General features: G+C 59.3%; 15 protein-coding genes and 1 pseudogene. 11 read left to right on the forward strand and 5 right to left on the reverse strand.

Annotation, left to right across the window (positions count from 1 at the left end; all coding sequences use genetic code 11):
• The first annotated feature begins 25 nt into the window (after nucleotides 1–25).
• The 11 genes and pseudogenes from J5M73_RS17110 to J5M73_RS17160 form a co-directional block, all read left to right on the forward strand.
• Complete coding sequence (locus tag J5M73_RS17110) at nucleotides 26–1,129, forward strand: SMP-30/gluconolactonase/LRE family protein (RefSeq protein WP_102864855.1); 1,104 nt, start codon at nucleotides 26–28, stop codon at nucleotides 1,127–1,129.
• Between the two features lie 450 nt (nucleotides 1,130–1,579).
• On the forward strand, nucleotides 1,580–3,340 hold the full coding sequence (tssF, locus tag J5M73_RS17115) for a type VI secretion system baseplate subunit TssF (RefSeq protein ID WP_207166146.1): 1,761 nt from the start codon (nucleotides 1,580–1,582) through the stop codon (nucleotides 3,338–3,340).
• Between the two features lie 15 nt (nucleotides 3,341–3,355).
• Nucleotides 3,356–6,328 carry a type VI secretion system Vgr family protein gene (gene tssI, locus J5M73_RS17120; protein WP_102864853.1) on the forward strand — a complete coding sequence of 991 codons (2,973 nt, stop codon included), beginning with the start codon at nucleotides 3,356–3,358 and terminating at the stop codon, nucleotides 6,326–6,328.
• A complete protein-coding gene (locus J5M73_RS17125; protein ID WP_102864852.1) occupies nucleotides 6,325–6,768 on the forward strand; it encodes an arginine:ornithine antiporter in 444 nt (147 codons plus the stop codon). Before tssI ends, J5M73_RS17125 begins: the two co-directional genes overlap by 4 nt.
• 88 nt (nucleotides 6,769–6,856) lie before the next feature.
• Nucleotides 6,857–11,533 (forward strand): RHS repeat-associated core domain-containing protein, encoded by a 4,677-nt coding sequence (locus tag J5M73_RS17130; protein ID WP_207815914.1) that lies wholly within the window; start codon nucleotides 6,857–6,859, stop codon nucleotides 11,531–11,533.
• Complete coding sequence (locus J5M73_RS17135; protein WP_207815916.1) at nucleotides 11,530–11,937, forward strand: hypothetical protein; 408 nt, start codon at nucleotides 11,530–11,532, stop codon at nucleotides 11,935–11,937. The genes J5M73_RS17130 and J5M73_RS17135 overlap by 4 nt, the downstream gene beginning before the upstream one ends.
• A 204-nt stretch (nucleotides 11,938–12,141) precedes the next feature.
• Nucleotides 12,142–12,711: an RHS repeat-associated core domain-containing protein gene (locus J5M73_RS17140; RefSeq protein WP_258009295.1), complete on the forward strand. Its 570-nt coding sequence runs from the start codon at nucleotides 12,142–12,144 to the stop codon at nucleotides 12,709–12,711.
• Entirely contained in the window at nucleotides 12,699–13,022 is a 324-nt protein-coding gene (locus tag J5M73_RS17145) for a hypothetical protein (protein WP_146036430.1), read from the forward strand. Before J5M73_RS17140 ends, J5M73_RS17145 begins: the two co-directional genes overlap by 13 nt.
• Before the next feature lie 180 nt (nucleotides 13,023–13,202).
• Nucleotides 13,203–13,616, forward strand: coding sequence for a hypothetical protein (locus J5M73_RS17150; protein ID WP_146036429.1), 414 nt, complete (start codon nucleotides 13,203–13,205; stop codon nucleotides 13,614–13,616).
• 167 nt (nucleotides 13,617–13,783) lie between these two features.
• Entirely contained in the window at nucleotides 13,784–14,047 is a 264-nt protein-coding gene (locus tag J5M73_RS17155) for a PAAR domain-containing protein (RefSeq protein WP_102864850.1), read from the forward strand.
• Nucleotides 14,048–14,307: 260 nt separating this feature from the next.
• Nucleotides 14,308–14,580, forward strand: a pseudogene (locus J5M73_RS17160) (hypothetical protein); the annotation flags it as partial.
• 15 nt (nucleotides 14,581–14,595) lie between these two features.
• Here the strand turns inward: J5M73_RS17160 and J5M73_RS17165 are convergent.
• The 5 genes from J5M73_RS17165 to J5M73_RS17185 form a co-directional block, all read right to left on the reverse strand.
• The gene (locus J5M73_RS17165) at nucleotides 14,596–14,829 is read right to left on the reverse strand and encodes a DUF465 domain-containing protein (protein WP_102864849.1); all 234 of its coding nucleotides are present in this window, start codon (nucleotides 14,827–14,829) and stop codon (nucleotides 14,596–14,598) included.
• Nucleotides 14,830–14,964: 135 nt separating this feature from the next.
• Nucleotides 14,965–17,631, reverse strand: coding sequence for an excinuclease ABC subunit UvrA (locus tag J5M73_RS17170; protein WP_102864848.1), 2,667 nt, complete (start codon nucleotides 17,629–17,631; stop codon nucleotides 14,965–14,967).
• A gap of 110 nt (nucleotides 17,632–17,741) precedes the next feature.
• Nucleotides 17,742–19,460, reverse strand: coding sequence for an ATP-binding protein (locus J5M73_RS17175; RefSeq protein WP_102864847.1), 1,719 nt, complete (start codon nucleotides 19,458–19,460; stop codon nucleotides 17,742–17,744).
• A gap of 237 nt (nucleotides 19,461–19,697) precedes the next feature.
• Nucleotides 19,698–20,357 (reverse strand): DUF799 domain-containing protein, encoded by a 660-nt coding sequence (locus J5M73_RS17180; RefSeq protein ID WP_102864846.1) that lies wholly within the window; start codon nucleotides 20,355–20,357, stop codon nucleotides 19,698–19,700.
• Complete coding sequence (locus J5M73_RS17185; RefSeq protein WP_102864845.1) at nucleotides 20,354–20,725, reverse strand: DUF4810 domain-containing protein; 372 nt, start codon at nucleotides 20,723–20,725, stop codon at nucleotides 20,354–20,356. The genes J5M73_RS17180 and J5M73_RS17185 overlap by 4 nt, the downstream gene beginning before the upstream one ends.
• Between the last annotated feature and the right edge of the window lie 2 nt (nucleotides 20,726–20,727).

A 20,727-nucleotide genomic window follows, 5' to 3' on the forward strand; every position in this document is an offset into this window, starting at 1 on the left:
AGCCGACCCTGACAGGAGTCCTTGCATGAATCAGATTGCCCCCCGACGCTTCTCCCCCGCCCGCATCCTCCTGCTGCTGGTGGTCGCGATCCTGGCGTTCCTGCTACTGGCACCGACCCGGGTCCAGCCGGTGGCCTGGACCCCGGCCCCCGCCCCCTCACTGAGCCAGGGCACCTATGCCGAGAACCACAAGCTCAAGGCGGTGCAACCCGTGGGCGCTCGGGACATCGAGGGGCCCGAGGCCCTGCTTCTGGAGAAGGGCCAACTGATCACCGGCCTGCATGACGGTCGGGTGATCCAAACCAGCCTCGACGGCAGTGCCCTCAAGGTGCTGGTCAACACCGGCGGCCGGCCCCTGGGCCTGGCCCGGCATCCGGATGGACGCCTGATCATCGCTGATGCCATCAAGGGCCTGCTGAGCCTGGACCCGCAAGGCCAATTGCAGACCCTGAGCACCGAAGCCAATGGTCTGAACTTCGGTTTCACCGACGACGTGGCGGTGGACGCCGCCGGGCGCTATGCCTACTTCAGCGACGCCAGCAGCCGCTGGGGCTATGGCCACGACGGCGAGGCGGTGATCGAGCATGGCGGCGACGGCCGCCTGTTGCGCTACGACTTCCAGAGCGGCACCACCGAGGTGTTGCTGGAAGGCCTGGAATTTGCCAACGGCATTGCCCTGGGACCGGACGAGGCGTTTGTCCTGGTCAATGAAACCGGGGCCTACCGCATCAGTCGTTACTGGCTCAAGGGCGACAAGGCCGGCAGCCACGACCTGTTCATCGACAACCTGCCGGGGCTGCCGGACAACCTCAGTTTCAATGGCCGGGAGCGCTTCTGGGTGGCCCTGTATGCGCCGCGCAATGCCCTGCTCGATGGCACCGCGGCCTATCCCCTGGTGCGCAAGATGCTGGTACGGGCCATGACCGTGCTGCCCAAGCCGGTGGAAAAGCGCGGCTTTGTCCTGGGTCTGGATACCCAGGGCCGGGTGATTGCCAACCTGCAGGACGGCAGCAGCGGCAACTACTCGCCGATCACCACGGTGCGCGAGTATGGAGATGACTTGTACCTGGGCTCCTTGAGTGCCAGCCACATGGCGCGGCTGCCATTGAAGGAGGCGCTGGCGCCTTGAGGGGATGAAAGCGATGCGCTGTAGCCTGCAATGGGGACAGCGCGGCGGACGTCAGGGCGGCTATGCCGCCCAGCGGGAGCAAGCTCCCTTGCCACAACAAGCCTCCTTGCTACAGCGAACAGCCGCTGCTCACTTTCCAAATCCATGAAATTGCACGAAACGCGTTGCCAGTAGAGACCTGAATAAGCGCGCTGTTTTGTAGGAGGTGAAGCCTGTTCCCTGTCACAGGGCCAGAGGCCTTATAGGGTGACTTTCAGACGAGTGCAGTTTCACCCTCCCGCGTAGCAATCAAACCAGAACCCACCTAGGTAAGTTTCGGACTTCTCCTATATCGACCAACCGTGGGTTAAGTACAGCCTATCTTCAATTACGCGGCTTTTTGATTCTGGGTCCACAACACATTCAGATCGATAGACGTATCTAGGTATAGGTCCCAGGGAGGGGCAGTCAGTGCCGCTAAAGGATTCATTCCTCAAGGAAATGGACAGCCTGCGTCGATTCGGCCGGACGTTGGTCGCCAGGAATCCGGCGCTTGCTCCCTTCCTCAGCACCAGAGGCGTCGACAAAGATGTCGAGCGCCTGATTGAGGGCTTCTCCTTTCTCGCTGCACGCCTGCACCTGACCCTTGATGCCCCTCTCCCGGAGCTGACCCACCCGCTGCTTCAGCGGATATGGCCTCAATATCTGCGCCCGTTCCCCAGCACAGCCCTGATCCGCTTTAACCCAGTCGAGGGGGCACTCGACCAACAACACATCATTCCCAAAGGGACACGCCTGATGTCCCGACCGATCCGTGACGTTCAGTGCGAATTTCGTACCTGCAAGGACTTGATTCTGTATCCACTGCGCATTGATCAGGTCAGGGAGACTCACTCACACGATCACTCACTCTTGCATATTGACCTGGGACCAAACGGCAAGCTGAGCCTGGGCGATTTCAACTGCGATCAACTGGAGTTCCAGTTCACGGGGGACAAGGCCACGGCACTGCAGGTGTATTTGTGGCTGGCCAGGTATCTGAGCGAGATTCGCGTGGAATTCAACGGCAGGGCCACCAGCGTCACAGCACAGCATGTCGAGTTTCCCGGCTTTGCTCCTGACGACGCCCTGTTACCCGCACCAGACGCAAGCCTCGACGGCTATCGCATCATCCAGGACTACTTCACCTTTCCCGAACGCTTCCTCTGTTTTCGGTTGATCAACCTGAAAAACCTATGGCCTGCCGAACAGACCGAGCAAGTTCGCTTTGAGTTTCGTTTCAATCGACCGATGCCGGCTGATCTGCATCTGAACATTGATGACCTGGCCCTGTACTGCGTACCTGCCATCAACTTATTCCAGCACGATGCTATCCCCTTGGCATTAGGCGAACTGGATCGGGAGCAACTCGTCCAACCAGCGGATCTGCCGGTGGATGCATGTGAAATTTTCAGTATTGATCAAGCCCAGGGGATGCAGCGCGAACACGACGCCGAAGACGATATGCCGGTCTACCTGTTCCAGGCTTTTCACGATATTTCCCGCGATGAAAAGCGTGACAAGGTCGATCTTTACTACCAGGAACGTATCGAATCCGATCTGGTCTCCCAGCAGGCACTGCACTACGTGGCTTTCGTTCATGGCGACGGTCGTCCTTACCACGCCGAGACTGAAATTGCCTCGCTGACACTGACTTGCACCAACAACAACCTGCCAGCGGCACTGGGTATTGGCGACATCTGTTTGCCCACCAGCGAAACGCCGGTGATCGCAAACTTCAGCAACATCACTGCGCCCACTCCCACCTACAGGCCAGTGCTCGATGGTCAGCAGCAGTGGCAACTGATCTCCAATTTCGCCCTCAATCAGCAGTCACTGGCCGACAGTGCTCCGATGCGCGAAGTCCTCGAAGCCTACGACCTTTGCTCTGGGCACAACATTGAGCACGCCCGTCAGCTCAAAGGACGGCTGCACAGCATTGGCCCCGTCAACACCCAGACCATCGACCGGTTGATTCGCGGAAACCCTGTGCGGGGCTACAAGACTGTGTTGCACATGGACCCGGCAGGCTTTGCCGGGGACGGCGACCTTTTTCTGTTCGCCACGGTGCTCAGCCACTTCTTCGCCATGTACGCCAGCAAACACTCCTTTCACCTATTGAAAGTCATCAATAGCCGTAGCAAGGAAGCTTACGAATGGCCAATGCGCACCGGCAAACAGCCGACGCTCTAGCCAGGGAGGAATCTCGTGTCACATCAAATCGATCTGCGCTTTACCTTCGACATCAACGGCATGGAGCTTGATGTCGTCGAGTTCAGGTTGGAAGAAGGGCTTTGCGACCTGTATCGCCTGGACCTTGAGCTGGCCAGCAGCAATCCGGCCATCGACTTTGCCAAGGTTCTGGATCAGACAGCGCTGCTGACCATCTGGCAGGGGACACAACCGATACGCTACGTTCACGGACTGGTGAGCGAATTCAGCCAGGGCACCACGGGCTTTCGACGCACCCGCTACCGTGCAGCCGTCGAACCCCAGTTGGCACGAACGGCCCTGTGCTCGGATTGGCGGGTTTTCCAGCACAAGTCAGTGCCGGAAATCATACAGTTCATACTCAAGACCCACGGCATTACCGACTACGACAAAGTCGTCACCCAATCGCACCACGTGCCCCGCGAGTACTGTGTCCAGGCTGATGAAACCGACCTGACGTTTCTTGATCGGTTGGCCGCAGAAGAGGGGTTTTTCTATGCCTTCAGTCACTCGCCCCAAGGCCACCGGCTGATCCATGGCGACCGCCTTTACGTACATGGAGCCATCACCGGCGGTGCTGTGTTGTACAACCACCAGCCAGGAGGCGCCCAGCAGGAGCCCGCGCTACGGCGCTTCGAATACCAGGAAAAAGTCCGCACCTCGCGCCAGGTGCAGCGTGATTACACCTTCAAGCAGCCCCGCTACGAGCAGCACCAAGAGCGTGAGGCCAGCGAGCTGGAGCACCAGGACGAGTATGAACGCTACGACTATCCCGGGCGTTACAAAACCGACCAAATCGGCAAGCCGTTTACCAACACCCGGCTTTTGGCTCTGCGCCGTGATGCCAGAACCGCAAGGGTCGAAGGCGACGATCCTCGTTTGCTGCCGGGCCTGGCCTTTGACCTGAGCGGACACCCACGCGCAGACATGAACCGTGGCTGGCGCACCGTGAGCATGGTCCATAGCGGCAAGCAGTACACCAGCCAGCAGGAAGAAAGCGCCGACGCCCAGCAGAGCACTCACTACAGCTATGTAGCGGAGCTCATCCCTGACCATATCGAGTGGCGGCCCGCCTCCCCTCCCAAGCCCAGAATCGATGGCCCGCTGATTGCCACAGTGGTAGGCCCGGCCGGAGAGGAAATTTTCTGTGATGAATTCAGCAGGGTCAAAATTCAATATCCGTGGGACCGCGAAGGCAAGCACGACGACCACAGTTCCTGCTGGGTTCGCGTATCCCAGAACTGGGCGGGGCAAAACTGGGGGCATATGGCGATCCCCCGGATTGGCCATGAGGTCATCGTCAGCCACCTCAACGGTGACCCGGACCAACCCATCATTACCGGGCGCGCCTACCCGGCGACTCACCCCACGCCCTACAAATTGCCCCACTTCAAAACCCTGACCACCATCAAGAGCCATGAGCACAAAGGGGCTCGGGCCAACGAACTGCGGATCGACGACACCACCGGCGAGATCAGCGCGGCGCTGATGAGCGATCACGCGGCCAGCGCCTTGAACCTGGGCTACCTGACCCATCCGCGCCCCAGTGGCGGCAAACCCCGGGGCGAAGGCTTTGAGCTGCGCACCGACAGACACGGCGCGGTACGTGCCGCAGCCGGCCTGCTGTTGACCACCGAGCCTCGGCATCATGCTTCGCAGCACCACAAGGACCTCAAGGAAACCGCCCTGCGTCTGGACGTGGCAGAGAACCAGCAGGACGGTTTCGGCATCATGGCCCGTGAGGTACAAGCCCAGGAATCAGGGGATCAGGACACCGTCGCCAAAGCCCTCAAAGCGCAAAACAAAGGCATCCTCAGGGATGCTCCAGGACGAGCTGAAGCCAACGACTACCCTGAGTTCGAGGACCCTCACCTGGTGCTCGCCAGCCCGGCGGGAATCGCTTCATCCACCCCAGGCTCCACGCACATTGCCAGTGGCAAGCACCTGGCACTGAGCAGCACCGAACACACCAGCCTGTCCATCGGTAACCGGCTGCTGGCCAGCGCCAGTCGGGGCATGCGCTTGTTTGTGCAGAACATGGGCTGGCGACTGGTCGCCGCGGCAGGAAACATCGACATTCGCGCACTCAAGGACAGCATCAACCTGCTGGCCAAGCTCGATATCACTCAAACCGCCGACCGCATCACCATCACCGCCAAGACCGAGCTGGTCATCAACGGCGGCGGCAGTGCCACCGTTTACAACGCAGGAGGCATCACCCACCAGACCACTGGCCAGTACAAAGCCCATGCCGCCGACTTCAGCTATAGCGGCCCTAAAAGTCGGGCTGCGCGTTTCCCTGCCCCCCCCAAACCCGGCAAGGGCGAGCTTGAGCTGTTCAACAACTACACGGCCAACAGAAGAGCGGTTCAGGGCGGTAGCTTTCAGGTCGAAGATGCATTGGGAAAAATTTTCAAAGGGAAGCTGGACGCCAGTGGGCACGCGCTGGTAGCGGGCGCCGCGCCGGGACCTGCACGCGTCACATTCGGCATGGACCCCGCAGACACATGGTCCGAAGGGAGCTTCATCGGCACCCAGGACTGGCCACACACACCGCCGAACGCGGCTTCGGAACAGACCAAGACACTGATAGCACAGGCCCTGCAAGCAGCCCCCAAAGAAGGGCCGGGACAATGGGTCACCATCGACAATGACTATCATGGCACCCAGAACCTCGGCGTCATGCTGATCAACCGACTCACCTCAATGGGTGATGAAGGTCGTTTATTCGGCTCCGATGGCAAGGACTACATGAACACCACACGGGACAAAATCCAGGAGTGGCAACCACTTCCTGGGGATGCAAACAAGTGGGCCACCGACAACTCGGCCACTCATACCTATGGCGAAACCCGGAAGATCAAGCAACGTTACCTTGAAGGTGACGATCCATTGCGTGTCGAAGGCCGCTCGTGGCACTGGCAACCGGTGACCGCCGACCAAGTGTTCGAGCCCAAGGAGAAACCGTGAGCAAGCGAACAGCAACTTTCGTCTTCTGGGGATGCATGGACCTGCTTTACGTCGCTCACCATGTCTGGGTCAACCTAGCCAAGGGCCGAATCCCGATCTACAACGATGTTCTGGCATTTCAACAAGTACAGTTGAGCGAACCCGGCCCACTGGCCCTGCCAATGTTCAGCCTTGGACTTCTGACGATGGTTTCGATAATCGTCTCGGCCTGGCTGTTTCTCAGTGGCAGTCGTTTTGCTCGTGCACTGGCCTATGTCCAAGTGCCATTTCGACTGATTTTCGTCATACCGTCATTGCCCTTCATCCCCTGGATTGTGCCGCTAGCGGCTACGAGCAGTCCGGTGTTCGGCATCAGCCTTCTGATCCTCTGCGAAGCGCTCAAGGTCGGCACTTTGCTCTGGAGCAAAGGTGTGCAACAGCGTCAGCCAGCACCGCCATAATCCTGCCCCCTCTCCTTTTTGCAACTCAGCAAGGCCGCCATCGCCAGATGGATGCGGCCAAGCCCTTCTCATCCCTTGAGTAAGCAGCATGGACAGCACCGATCAAGAACAAGCCCCTCGCGAACCGCAGATTGCCGTCGCGCCGTTGAACACCATTGACGCCGCCGATGTGGGTCAAGGCGCCGCCCAATTCGACGCCTGGCTACGCGCCATGAGCAATGACACTGTCACCCTGGAGCGCATCCGCAGCGTTGCCGGTGCACTGCCTGTGGTGGGCAACATCATTGCGCTGGTCGATGCATTGGGGGACATCGTGACCCTCAGCCGGGCCAGCAAGCGCGAGATGCTCGACTGGGTCAGCCTGGGGATCAACCTGATCGGCGTGCTCCCCGCGCCACCGACCATGGCGGCGGCTCGCATGAGCCTGCGTCCCAGCCTGTTTCTGGTGCGTCAGGAACTCAAGGCCACCGGCAAGAGCCTGGTTGGCGATGCATTGATTGGCGTGATCCTGGCTCACCTCAACGCGACCATCGTCGGTGAAATCGACGACTTCGTGCAGCAAGCCGAGGGCAAGATCAGCGGCATCCTCAGTGATGCCGGCGAGCTCGGGCAAAATACCGTTGTCGAAATTGCCAGCGGACTCGACGCTCTGGTTCAGGGAAAACTTGATGCCAAAGGAGATGCCGAGGCTGCAGCGCAGCAAATGCGCGAGGCTGGCGACCAGTTGTTACATGATCCCAAGACCAGTATCAGCAACTTCTTCGGCGCAGTCTGGAGCGCTTACAAGGCCGTCGGCAAAGCCGCAGCAAACACCGCCGCGAAAAACCTGCTCGACGAAAAACAACGACAACTGGCACTGAGCAAAACCAGGGCACTGCGGGAGTTCGCTCCTGAATTGCGCGAGCAGGTGGCCAGCCTGGGTGACCCCGAGACAGTCAATAGCATCGGCAACCTGCTGAAGATTCTCTCCGCATCCGTGACTGCCTGGCGTAGCCGCGGCGCCCATGGACACAGCACCAACATCAAGCCCAAGGGAAGCAGCGAGGCTCGGGATCAGCGCAGTGGCAACCAGTTGGAAGGGCAATCCCGGCAAGGGCCGGCCACCCAGGACCCATCCCCTCAAAAGGCCGGTACCTGCACCGGCACCTGCGGCAGCATCAGTTTTGCCATGGGCAGCGAGATCATTTCCCATACCGATTTCACCTTGCCCGGCCCCTTCCCCATCGACTGGACCCGGACGTACCGCTCCAGCCTAAGTGCCTACGATGACGATGAACTGGGCGCACGCTGGATCACCCCCTTCACCACACGCCTGGACCTGATTGGTGATGGTTTGCGCTACCACGCGGCCGATGGACGCAGCTTCGACTACCCACTGCCCAAGGTGGGTGAAGCCCACGATGATCGAGTGGAAAACCTCACGCTGATTCGCGTCAGCGATGTGCAAATTGCCCTATGTCGCGGCTTCGACCGGCGGGAAACCTATCGCCGCGATGGCGAGCGTTTTTTGCTCGTGCAAATCGAACTGCGTGGCGGTGCCGGCATGCTGCTGGGCTATGAACACCGCATGGGCAAAAAGGCTGTGCTGTCCGACTTGATGACCTATCAGGACGAACCCGGTCAGGTGCATACCCACCTTGGCACCCTGGTGGACGAACAAGGCCGCATTACTGGCCTGTGGCTGATGGGTGAAAAAGACCCCCTGCGTCGCCTGAGTCTTTATCAATACGATGTCGCCGGGGACCTGATTCTCGCCCAGGACGAGAACGCCGCGACCTGGACCTACCAGTACCAGCACCACCTCATTACCCGCTACACGGACCGTAGCGGCCGCGGGATGAACTTGCGCTGGCAAGGCGAAGGCCCCGATGCTCGCGCCATCCATGAATGGGCCGACGATGGCAGTTTCGAAACGCGCCTGGAGTGGGACCGCAATATCCGTCTGACCTACGTCACAGACGCCAATGGCCACGAAACCTGGCACTACTACGACAGCCTCGGCTACCCCTATCGTGTTCTACACCCGGACGGTCTCTCGGAATGGTTCTTCCGCGACGATGCCAAGAACGTCGTTCGTCACGTTCACACCGACGGTAGCGAGGATCGCTATGCCTATGACGAGCGAGGGGTCAACCTGCTTGAGCATACGCAAGCAGATGGCAACACCGTGCACTACGCCTGGGATGCCCAGGACCAACTGATCAAGATCAGCGACGCCGAAGGGGGTCAATGGAGCCGTGACTACGACTTGCGCGGCAACCTCACCGAGGCCGTCGATCCCCTCGGCAACAAGACCGAATACAAGTACAACCAGATGGGCCTGCCCACTGCCATTACCGATGCCAATGGCAATGAAAAAAAGCTGAAGTACAACGACAGCGGGCAGCTCACCGACTATGTCGACTGCTCCGGCAAAGCCAGTGCCTGGGAATACGATGCCCGAGGTCAACTGATCTGTTTCACCGACGCCCTGGGTCAAAAAACCAGCTACCACTATGACGCCGGCCAGTTGGCCGTCATTGTTCATCCCGACAAGACCGAGGAACGCTTTGAGCGCGATGCCGAGGGCCGGCTACTCGGTCATATCGACGCCCTGGGTCTAGCCACTTCCTGGTCCTACAGCGAAGCGGGACTGCTGACCGAACGCATCGATGCCGCCGGACAAACCCTGCGTTATCAATGGGACCGGCTCGGGCGACTGCAGCGCCTGCAAAACGAAAACGAGCAATACACCACTTTCGTTTATGACCCGGTCGGTCGCCTGCTTAAAGAAGCAGGTTTCGACGGGCACAACACCCGCTATGAATACGCCCCTGAAACAGGCCGACTCGCCCGGGCCATCGATGGCCAGCGCGTCATCAGCCTCGAGTTCGACCCCATGGGCCGACTGACCGAACGCCGGGCCAGCCTCAGCGTTGACGGCGCCGACTCTTCGAAAGCCAAGGAGCAGCTTGAACGCTATGCCTACGATGGCAATGGCAACCTGCTGCTGGCCAGCAACAACGACAGCAAGTTGCAGTTCTTCCACGATGCCGCCGGCAACCTGACACGCGAGCATCAACACTACAGCTGCCTGAAACAACCTCAGGTCGCGGTCTGGCAGCACCAGTACGACGCCCTCAACCAGCGCATCGCCACCGTCCGCCCTGATGGCCACAAGGTCAGTTGGTTGACCTATGGCAGCGGGCACCTGCTCGGCATGCGTCTGGACGCGCATGAACTACTGGCCTACGAACGCGACGACCTGCACCGCGAAGTCGCCCGACACCAGGGCAACCAACTGCTCCAGACGCAAAAGTGGGACCCGCTCGGACGTCTCCAGGAACAATGGCTGGGCAGCGGCGACGGCAAGAGCACATTGATCAAGCGTGGTTACCAATACGACGCTATCGGCCAACTGCTGCAAATCGACGACAGCCGCCGCGGCTCGCTGAGCTACCAATACGACCCAGTGGGTCGCCTGCTCAGCGCAACCTCGCGCCTTGGGCAAGAGACCTTTGCCTTCGACCCCGCCAGCAACCTCCTCGACCCCAAAACAGCGGATCTTCCACAACGCGGCCTGCCCCGCAGCCGCTTGCTGGACAACCTGCTGCGCGAGTACGCCGGCACCCACTACCAATACGACGATCGTGGCAACCTCGCCCAACGCCTGCGTGACGGCCAGCGCAGCCACTTCACCTGGGACCTGTTCGACCGCCTGGTGAGCTACCGCGACGACCGTCTACAAGCCAACTATGCCTACGACGCTCTGGGCCGACGGTTGTACAAACAGACCGAGGCTCACTACCAGGACCGGCCGGAGGATGGTTCCGAACTGAACCGGCTTGAGCGCCTGAAACGCAATCGCCAGTTCGATTGCGGCGTGACGCTGTACGGTTGGGATGGCGATACCCTCGCCTGGGAAAGCCGGGCACCGGACAAGGCCGGAGAAGGTGCACGCACCACCCACTACCTCTATGAACCGGGCAGTTTTGTGCCAGTGGCCCAGGCAGTGCACAAGCGATTTATTCCGCTGATCCCGGAGCCCGAATACGGAGCGTTTTACCAACAGGAAAACGACCCGCTTTGGGCCGATGCGCCAAAACCCATGGAGATCGATGCACTGGCCTGGTATCAGTGCGACCACCTGGGGACACCGCAGGAGCTGACTGATCAGACGGGTGAAATGGCCTGGAGTGCGCAGTACAAGGCTTGGGGTGGGATCAAAGAAGAGCGATCAAGCAGCGCATTGCAGCAAGGGATTACCAACCCGCTCAGGTTCCAGGGGCAGTATCACGATCCAGAGACTGGGCTGCATTACAACCGGTATAGGTACTATGATCCGGAGGTGGGGCGGTTTGTTAGTAAGGATCCGATTGGGTATGCGGGTGGGTTGAACCTGTTCCAATATGCACCGAACCCGATTGAATGGATTGATCCGTTAGGGTTGGCTAAGAAAATTGGCGATACTCATTGTAGCTGCGTAATTTGCCCAGCACCCAAAAAAGTCGATCCTCGAAACCTCAACTCGAGACAAACACGCGAAGAGATGTCTAGAAACAAGGTAGATAAACTCAGCAAAAAAATGAGGAGCGAAGGGTTTGACGAAAACCACCCAATTGATGTAGCCGAAGTAGATGGGAAGTTGATTATTATTGATGGGCATCACCGCAGCCAGGCTGCCGTAAGATCACGAGTAGAGAAGGTTCCAGTTGTAATTCACGACGTTGACCCAACAACCGCCACCAGACTTGAGGATGACATGTTTGATTCGAGGTGCAAATGAAAGACATAACCCCGCTAGAGCTTATTGACATTCTAAAAAGATTATCAATAACTCAAAAAAAACTGCTAGAAATATACTTATCCATCAACCCCAATGGGAAAACCTGGGCTAAAACCGGAAAAATTTTTTACAACGGTGAAACATGGTTATTTAGAAAACATGGCGCGGGAGTATGCTTTAAAAACCAACAAACAAATGCCGAAATAGACGCCCATACTGACATAGAAAACTCACCAGACCTCTTAGATAGCTGGAGGCTCGAAACATACTTTTCATCAATAGAACCACTTAATTTAATATTAAAAAATCACAACTACAATCTTGCATCCCCAAAACAACTTACGCTTGCCATCCAACACATAAAAGAAACGCAAGACACAGGAAAACTCAAACTAACAAAATGAGCAACAAAATTACACTCAACAAACCAGCAGAGCGCTTATTATGCGACACCTTAATACTCCTTTGATATTTTACACATGACTGCATATGGATTTAATCCAAAACAACAAACACTGTGACAACAATCTACTGCAGGAGTACCCTGGCATCGCAAAGTTTGGGTCGGGATAAAAGAAGAGCGATCAAGCAGCGCATCGCAGCAAGGGATTGCCAACCCGATCAGGTTTCAGGGGCAGTATCACGATCATGAGACGGGACTGCATTACAACCGGTATAGGTACTATGATCCCGGGGTGGGGCGGTTTGTTGGTAAGGATCCGATTGGGTACGCAGGTGGGTTGAACATTTTTCAGTTCGCCCCAAATCCAGTCGTTTGGGCTGACGCGCTAGGCCTTGCAGGGAAACCTCTGCCAGGTTCCACCAGAGTTAACCGAATTGGAGGAAACTCGGTTGAAAATCTACAACTTAAACCGGCAGAAGCCGCGCTATCTCCTCCCGGAATATCAGTTCTTCACAGTTGCTGTCCTTGTAGTGCGGCGCAACAGATGAGAGACGCGTTCCCGAAAGCTACAGGGCTACACAAAGCATCTGAAACCGTTTCATCAGGAAGCGCAGATGCGATTCGTTCCGCAGGGTTTGATGTTATTGAAGATCCAACAAGTAGATTCCCTAATCATGCTCGAATAATTCATCCTAATGGAGCCGATGGATTCAACAATCAAAATCTCGAACAGCTTTCCGTAGCTCTAGGGGAGAAAAGCAAATGTACAAAATAGAAGAACTTCATTTAAAAGATAAAAATGACAATACGTGCGGAAAAATAATAATTTCAAAAATATTCGACAACCTTATCGAAGGAGAGTTAATCCCAACGAGCAATTTCGAACAATACACCTCACTTTTTTGCGAGCATGAACATGCAGCCAACCATCAGTTACTAATCGAGACAGACAGACTTGAAAGAGATATTGAGGCATTGGGATTTTATGTTGAGGCACCATACAACTTATCAACCTTACAATTTCGAGCTGTCGATTTACAGATAATGTCTAGTGGAGTGACCCTGAAGATAGAACCGAAGACTTAGCCTGCTGAGCTGAAAACAATGAGTTCTACGGGGACAGCAGCAACCAAGACCTAGTGTCCTGCATCAAAAATAAGTATCCCAGTAGAGCCACGTGGACTTCAAAAGACGGCTGCTGGAGGGGTATGCAGCTGTAGCATCACTCAGCAACTTGCAAATGATGCTCATGGTGAGCTTGACCCAATGGCACAGAAACGAAAATCTACTACTGCTGGAACATTTGAAACGTCCTTAGGACAGGCTGACAAGGTTATGGTTGGCAGGTTACTAGAGACTTTTGATACCTTAATCCCAGATACCGAAGATTACAGCAATGTTTTAGTGGACCAGGTTCAGCATACCTTTATTTGCACATACTATTGCCTTAGCCACATAAAGAATCCTGAGCAGAAAATCGCGGAGCATGCTCTTCAGAAAGTATCGGAGGCGATTGATATATTAGGCTATGAAAGTGGAGACTCAGAAGCTGTTGCACTTGAGAAAAAGAAGTGGAATGAAGAGCTTCTTGAGTATTCTAGAAAGCATACCCCTCTTTCGGCGGGCAATCTAAGTGCGTTAAGAAACCTCAATCAAAGCCATTTAATCCCGGTTGTCTGATCCCTTAGAATTTCAAGTATGCGCTGGGTTAGATCGCTGACACTTATCGCCTGATAGTGCACAGTAGCTGCTACGTCGCCAGCTCTGACGTTCGTTACTATGAGGATAATTCCAGGGGCTTAGTCCCCCCTCGTTCCATGTCTCTACCTCTTGAAGGAGTGCGTGTAGTGAAGGACATCATTCGTTTAGGCGACTCCACCACCCACGGTGGAACGGTACTTGGAGCATTCTCCCAAACCAACCTCAATGGGAAGCCCATAGCGGGCGTTGGTCACATGGTGAGCTGCCCATTATGCAAGGGCGTATTCCCCATGGCAGAAGGCAGCAGTACCTACAGCGTGGACGGTACACCTGTAGCTCTGGACGGTATGAAAACCGCTTGTGGCGCCAGCTTAATTGCGAGTGGCCCCAAGGGTTCCGTAATCAGCTAGTGCTCGTACGCCCCCTCCAGTCCCGTGGCAATAATCCGGATCATCAGAAATACCCATTGTTTACTGATGACTAACACATAGAGAGCGATGGTGGCACATCACCGACCCCAGGGATTTGCCGCATGTGCACCTTCGCCTTTCGCTCACTCATCCCATTACCCCGCTTGTGCTTGCTGTCCGGATGCGTGGCACTTCAGTTCCCATCATCTTCAGCCGACATTGTTCCATTCAAAACAATCAAGGAAGCGATCCAGAGTAACGTGCCCGTGGTCCGTTACGGACGTTACCCCCTCGTCAAGCTGGTTCCAGAGCATCACCAGCGCGACCTACTGCAGCAAGTGGTGGAAGTCACTATCCCTCCCAGATTGGATGCCACCGTAGGTGATGCGCTGCAGCATATTTTGTTGCGATCCGGCTATCAGCTCTGCAACCTGAGAGGTACAAGTCCACTGGCTACCTTGCCCCTGCCAGCGGCTCACTATCGATTAGGGCCGCTGTCATTGCGCGAAGGATTGCTGACGTTGTCAGGCCCTTGTCACAGGGGGGACTCAGGAACGGGCGGTGAGTTTCTCGGAGATTTCGTCCTTGATCAGCAGGCGCTTTTCCTTGAGTTTCTTCAGTTCGTCGTCCGCGGCGGCGGCTGCTTCGGCCTTGAGCACCTGGTTGTCGATGCTGGTGTACTTGTCGAACAGCGCATTCAGGTGGGGGTCACTGGCCCGACGCTGTTGAATGTCCTCTTTGCTGCAGCTCAGGTCCTGGTAAAGGTCGTGGATCACCGGCATGGAACACCTCCGTGGTTGATGGCAACAAGGGCTTCATTACGCCCCTGCCAGTGATCAGAATGGGCTCGGCGCCCCGGGTCTGTCGACCGCCAATCAGACCAGCGGTCACCGTTCGTCACGGGCACCTGTTCTGGATCAATTTCCGGCCAGGGCCTGGGCCAGGAACGCCGCGGTACGGCTGTTGCGCTGTGTGGCCACATGCGCCGGCGTGCCGCAGGCCACCAGAGTGCCGCCCTGGTCGCCCGCGCCCGGGCCGATGTCCATGACCCAGTCGGCCTGGGCCACCAGGCGCATGTCATGCTCGACCACCACCACGCTGTGGCCCGCCTCCACCAGTTTGTCCAACTGTTCCAGCAGACGGTCCACATCCCGTGGGTGCAGGCCGGTGGTGGGTTCGTCCAGCACGTACAGGGTGGCGCCCCGGGCATTGCGTTGCAGCTCGGTGGCTAGCTTGATGCGCTGGGCCTCGCCGCCGGAGAGCTCGGTGGCCGGCTGGCCCAGGCGCAGGTAGTCCAGGCCGATGTCGCGCAGCACTTGCAAAGCGCGACGGATGCCGGGCTGTTGCGCGAACACCGGCAAGGCCTGTTCGACACTCAGTTGCAGTACCTGGGCGATGTTCAGGCCCTGCCAGGTCACGGCCAGAGTCTCGGGGTGGTAACGGGCCCCCTGGCAAGTCGGGCACGGGGCGAAGACGCTGGGCATGAACAGCAACTCGACGCTGACAAAGCCTTCGCCCTCGCAGGCCGAGCAACGGCCCTTGGCCACGTTGAAGGAAAACTGCCCGGCGTCAAAGCCGCGCTCCCGGGCGGCGGGGGTGGCGGCAAACAACTTGCGCACCTGATCGAACAACCCGGTGTAGGTCGCCAGATTGGAGCGCGGGGTACGGCCGATGGGTTTCTGGTCCACCTGCACCAGGCGCTTGATCTGCTCCAGGCCGGCACTGACCCGGCCGCCGCTGCTCTGCGGCTCGTCGTCTTCCAGGTCCAGCTGCGGCGCCTCCTCGCCGCCGGCCACCTTACCCAGGTGGGCCCCCACCAGTTCCAGCAGGGCCTGACTCACCAGGCTGGATTTACCGGAACCGGAAACCCCGGTCACGGCGGTGAAACAGCCCAGGGGAAACGCCGCGTCCAGGTCCTTGAGGTTATTGCGGGTGATGCCCTCCAGGCGCAGCCAGCCCCGGGGCTGGCGCGGAGTACGCCGGGTCGGGGCCTGTTCGGCAAACAGATAGGCCCGGGTCTGGGAGGCTTCGATGGCGACCAACCCCGCTGGCGGCCCGCTATACAGCACCTGGCCGCCGCGCTCCCCCGCCGCCGGGCCAACGTCCACCAGCCAGTCGGCGCGGCGCATGGTCTGCACATCGTGCTCCACAACAAACACTGAGTTGCCCGCGGCCTTGAGTCGTTGCAAGGCCTCGAACAGGGCCTGCGCGTCCGCCGGGTGCAGGCCCGCCGAAGGCTCATCCAGTACATAGATCACCCCGAACAACTGCGACCCCAATTGCGTGGCCAGGCGCAGGCGCTGCAACTCGCCGGACGACAGGGTCGGGGTGCTGCGCTCCAGGGCCAGGTAACCCAGCCCCAGGTCGGTCAGGGTGCTGACCCGTTCCAGCAGATCCTGGGCGATGCGTTGCGCGGCCAGGCGCTTCTCCAGGGACAGGTTGGGGGTATGCCGCACATCCGGCGCGCCACGGTGCTCCGGGGCACCCTGGGCATGGCGCTGCTGACGCGCAGCCCGGGTCTGCGCCTGGCTCAGCACCTCATCACCGGCGGCCGCCTGCTCCAGGTAGTCGGCCGCCGCCACGGGCCTGAGCACCTCGGCCAGTTGCAGCAACGGCAGGCGCGACAGTTCGCCAATATCCAGCCCGGCAAAGGTCACCGACAGCGCCTCGCGCTTGAGGCGCTTGCCTGCGCACAGCGGGCACGGGCTGCCGCGCATGAATTGCGACACGCGCTTTTTCATCAGCGCACTCATGGTGTGGGTGAAGGTGTGCAACACGTAGCGCCGGGCACCACTGAAGGTGCCCATGTAGCTGGGCTCCTGTTGACGCTTGAGGGCTTCACGGGTCTGCTCCGGCGTCAGCCCGGCGTACACCGGCACCGTGGGGGTTTCCTCGGTGAAGAGAATCCAGTCGCGCTGCTTTTTCGGCAGTTCGCGCCAGGGAATGTCCACGTCGTAGCCCAGGGTCACCAGGATGTCCCGCAGGTTCTGCCCCTGCCAGGCCAGGGGCCAGGAAGCCACGGCGCGCTGGCGGATGGTCAGCGAAGGGTCCGGGACCATGGTCGCTTCGTTGACCTCATACACCCGGCCCAGGCCGTGACACTCGGGGCAGGCACCCTGGGGTGTGTTCGGCGAGAAGTCCTCGGCATACAGCATCGCCTGCCCCGGCGGGTAACTGCCGGCCCGGGAATAGAGCATGCGCACCAGGCTGGACAAGGTGGTCACGCTGCCCACCGAAGAACGCGTGCTCGGCGTACCGCGCTGCTGTTGCAGGGCCACCGCCGGCGGCAGGCCGTCGATCCGGTCCACATCCGGCACCCCCACCTGATCGATCAGCCGTCGGGCATAGGGCGCCACCGATTCGAAATAGCGGCGCTGGGCCTCGGCGTACAGGGTCGAGAAGGCCAGGGACGACTTGCCCGAGCCGGACACCCCACTGAACACCACCAGGGCATCCCGGGGAATGTCCACGTCGACATTCTTCAGGTTGTGTTCGCGGGCGCCACGCACCCGGACAAAACCGGAACTGTGGGTGGGCAGCGTGCGCGTCAGGGGATCATGGGGGGCGTTGCGCGAAGAAGTCATGGACCTGCCTGGAGTCGAAATTCGGGAAGTGTCGCAAACGGCGCGAGCGGCGATCATCACACAACCTGCAGGTGCCGGGGCAAGCCCTGAAGCGGCGGTGCGCAAAGGACTCAGGCCCCCAGCAAGGAGCGCACCATGGCGCTCAGGTCCTCGGGGCCGTAAGGCTTGCTCAACAGATGAGTGTCCGGGCTGAGCTGATGATTGCGCGAAATCATGTCCCGGGTGTGCCCCGAGGTGAACAGCACCGCAATCGGCGGTGCCTGGGTCCTGGCCCAGGTGGCCAGATCGGTGCTCTTGATCAGACCGGGCATCACCACATCGGTGAAGATCAGGTCGACCTTGAGCCCTGCCATCAGCAATTGCATGGCGGCATCGCCATTGGTCGCGGCACGCACCTGATAGCCCTCGTGCTTGAGCATTTCCACCGCTGCACTGCGCACATCGGCGTTGTCCTCCACCACCAGGATGCACGCCTGCCCTCCTGGCCCACGCGCCGGGCAGGCCGGCGCACGCTGGGCCTCCTGAGCGGCACTGCGGGCGAAATACATCTGCACCCGGGTGCCCTGCCCGGGAAGGCTGAGGATGTCGATATGGCCGCCGCTCTGCTTGACGAACCCGAACACCATGCTCAGGCCCAGGCCGGTGCCATGGCCGTCGGACTTGGTGGTGAAAAACGGCTCGAAAGCCTGCTTGAGCACTTCAGGGGACATGCCGCTGCCGCTGTCGGCCACGGTCAGGCGCAGGTACTCGCCGGGGATGATGTCCTTGCCGGTACAGAAGCTGCGGTCCAGCAGCAGATTCTCCGCGCTGATGCTGATGGTGCCCTCGCCGCCCATGGCGTCCCGGGCATTGATTGCCAGGTTGAGCACGGCGTTTTCCAACTGATTGCGGTCCACATGAATGCACCAGGGCTGGTCGGGCAGTTGCACCTTGATAGCAATGGTTTCACCCAGGGCACGCTGCAGCAGTTCACCCAGCCCCTCGTACAGATGGTGCGGGTTGTAGATCGCCGGCGACAACGGCTGGCGTCGGGCAAAGGCCAACAGTTGGGTCGACAGCTTGGCCCCGCGCTCCACCGCCGCCAGTGCAGCCCCGGTGCGGCGCTGCACATTGGCGTTGTCCGGCTCATGGCGGGCCAGCAGGTGCAGGTTGCCGGAAATCACTTGCAGCAGGTTATTGAAGTCATGGGCCACGCCACCGGTGAGGCCGCCAATGGCTTCAAGCTTCTGTGCCTGACGCAACTGCTCCTCGGCGCTCAGCCGTGCATTGACCTCTTCCAGCACCCGCTGCTCGAGGTTGCGGGTCATTTGCCGCAGATCATCCTCGGCGGCCTGCCGGCGCTGTTCGGAAATCACATGGGCGGTGGTTTCCACGACGATCGCAATGACCCCGGCGGGTGCCTGGTCATCACCGGCCACCGGGCTGTAGTAGAGGTCCAGCCAGACGTTTTCCGGTTCGCCGTTGCGCAGCAGCACCAGTTCCTTGTTGCGATAGGACAAGGTGCCGCCACTGAGGCAGGTGTTCATCACGCCGCGATTGAACTCGGCCACTTCCGGCCAGCCCAGCTCCACCGCGCAGCCCAGCAGATAAGGGTGGCGCCCGCCAGCGAACACCGCGTAGGCATCGTTGTAGATCATGTAGCCCAGCGGCCCCCAGAGCATCACCATCGGCACCGGCGAGCCGAGCATCAGTTGCACCGTGCTGCGCAGGCTATGGCTCCAGTGCTGCAATGAACCCAGGCTGGTGACGGACCAGTCGAAGGCACGGATGCGTTCGGCCATCTCGCCTTTCCACCCCTGGCACCCGTGATGATCTGATAAGAACGGCATGAACGGACTCTACGAAAAACGTGATACAGCATGGGTTTTCAAGAGGTTGCGCACAGCCTCCAGAGCCTTTGAGCACGGCCCGGGCGGATGGTTTCACGGTTTTCAGCCCTGGACCGGAAAACCTGGACACGCCCGGTTCAACAGCACTGAACACACAGAATAGGCGATCCCGGCCAGTCCAGGAGGACGCCGCTAAGCGCCCCCCTGGTAAAGGGCGGATTGCCCGCCCGCAAGGCCTCAGTCGGTGCCGTATTTCGGCGAGCGCGGACCGTACAGCAGACCGGTGCGTTGCCCGGCCGACAGCAGGCGCTGGCTGGTGATGCCGGCGATCGGGTGCCCGGCGTCGGTGGAGGTGTTGATGATCTGCTTCACCGCGGCAGTGATCAGCATGCCAACCAGGCCGCCGCTGTTGCCGCTGTTGCCTTCCTCGCTGGAGGCGCGAGCGCTGCCGGTCCACAGGGTGGTGCCGGTCTTGAGGTCTACCAGGGTGGCGCTGGCGGTGACCACGGTCTCGCTGCTGATCAACATGTAGCTGGTGCCATATTCCTTGACCGTGATGTACAGCCCGGCGTCGGCGCCGAAGATCTGGTTGAGCTTGGCCGGCGACAGGCCATGGATGTCCGCCGGGTTGGTCAGCCCGTTGTGGCGGAAGGTTTCATCCACCACGGCAATCGGCATCACGTAGTAACCGGCTTCGGCCAGGGGAAAGGTCACCTGGGACAGCATGCTGTAGGTGGCCTTGACGTCCGGCGACTCATTGAGTGGCGGCAGCACCAGGATCGACTTCGGCCGGGCCTGCTTGTAGGCCGAATAGTCCACGGTCTTGGGTGCAGCGCAGCCCACCAGCAGGCTGACACTCAACAGGCCCAGGAGGTTGCGCAAGGTGGTGAAGTTCATTTAGCGGCTCCCTGCTTGGCGTTCTTCAACAGAAAGTCCATGTACGAGGCGGACTCGGGGAACAGCGCCTTCTCGGTATTGAACTGCTGCACCATCTGGTCATCCTTGCCCAGGCCCGCGTAGAGCATGCCCAGGTGGGCGTGGTAACCCGGCGGCACCGCCTTGCCGGTGGACTTGATCTTCTGCAGGTCGCGCTCCAGCGCCTCGACCTGGGCCTCGCGGGCTTCCTCGCCCTTGAAGTATTCGTAGGTCTGGGCCTGGTAGGTTTCCCACTGGTACAGCGTCTTCGGCCCGCTGCAGCCAGCCAGCAAAACGCTGCCCAGCAAGGCGCCGGCCAGCAGTGGCCGCGCGGTGAAGGTCTTGAACATGC

This window comes from Pseudomonas sp. 50_B (genome assembly GCF_017491625.1).
GTDB classification, from domain to species: domain Bacteria; phylum Pseudomonadota; class Gammaproteobacteria; order Pseudomonadales; family Pseudomonadaceae; genus Aquipseudomonas; species Aquipseudomonas danubii.

Excerpts from the sequence above, each read along its gene's own strand:
- J5M73_RS17135 (WP_207815916.1), top strand. The coding sequence starts at position 11,530 with ATGAAAGACATAACCCCGCTAGAGCTTATTGACATTCTAAAAAGATTA.
- J5M73_RS17130 (WP_207815914.1), top strand. The coding sequence starts at position 6,857 with ATGGACAGCACCGATCAAGAACAAGCCCCTCGCGAACCGCAGATTGCC.
- J5M73_RS17110 (WP_102864855.1), top strand. The coding sequence starts at position 26 with ATGAATCAGATTGCCCCCCGACGCTTCTCCCCCGCCCGCATCCTCCTG.
- J5M73_RS17150 (WP_146036429.1), top strand. The coding sequence starts at position 13,203 with ATGGCACAGAAACGAAAATCTACTACTGCTGGAACATTTGAAACGTCC.
- J5M73_RS17165 (WP_102864849.1), bottom strand. The coding sequence starts at position 14,829 with ATGCCGGTGATCCACGACCTTTACCAGGACCTGAGCTGCAGCAAAGAG.
- J5M73_RS17170 (WP_102864848.1), bottom strand. The coding sequence starts at position 17,631 with ATGACTTCTTCGCGCAACGCCCCCCATGATCCCCTGACGCGCACGCTG.
- J5M73_RS17175 (WP_102864847.1), bottom strand. The coding sequence starts at position 19,460 with ATGCCGTTCTTATCAGATCATCACGGGTGCCAGGGGTGGAAAGGCGAG.
- J5M73_RS17145 (WP_146036430.1), top strand. The coding sequence starts at position 12,699 with ATGTACAAAATAGAAGAACTTCATTTAAAAGATAAAAATGACAATACG.
- J5M73_RS17185 (WP_102864845.1), bottom strand. The coding sequence starts at position 20,725 with ATGTTCAAGACCTTCACCGCGCGGCCACTGCTGGCCGGCGCCTTGCTG.
- J5M73_RS17180 (WP_102864846.1), bottom strand. The coding sequence starts at position 20,357 with ATGAACTTCACCACCTTGCGCAACCTCCTGGGCCTGTTGAGTGTCAGC.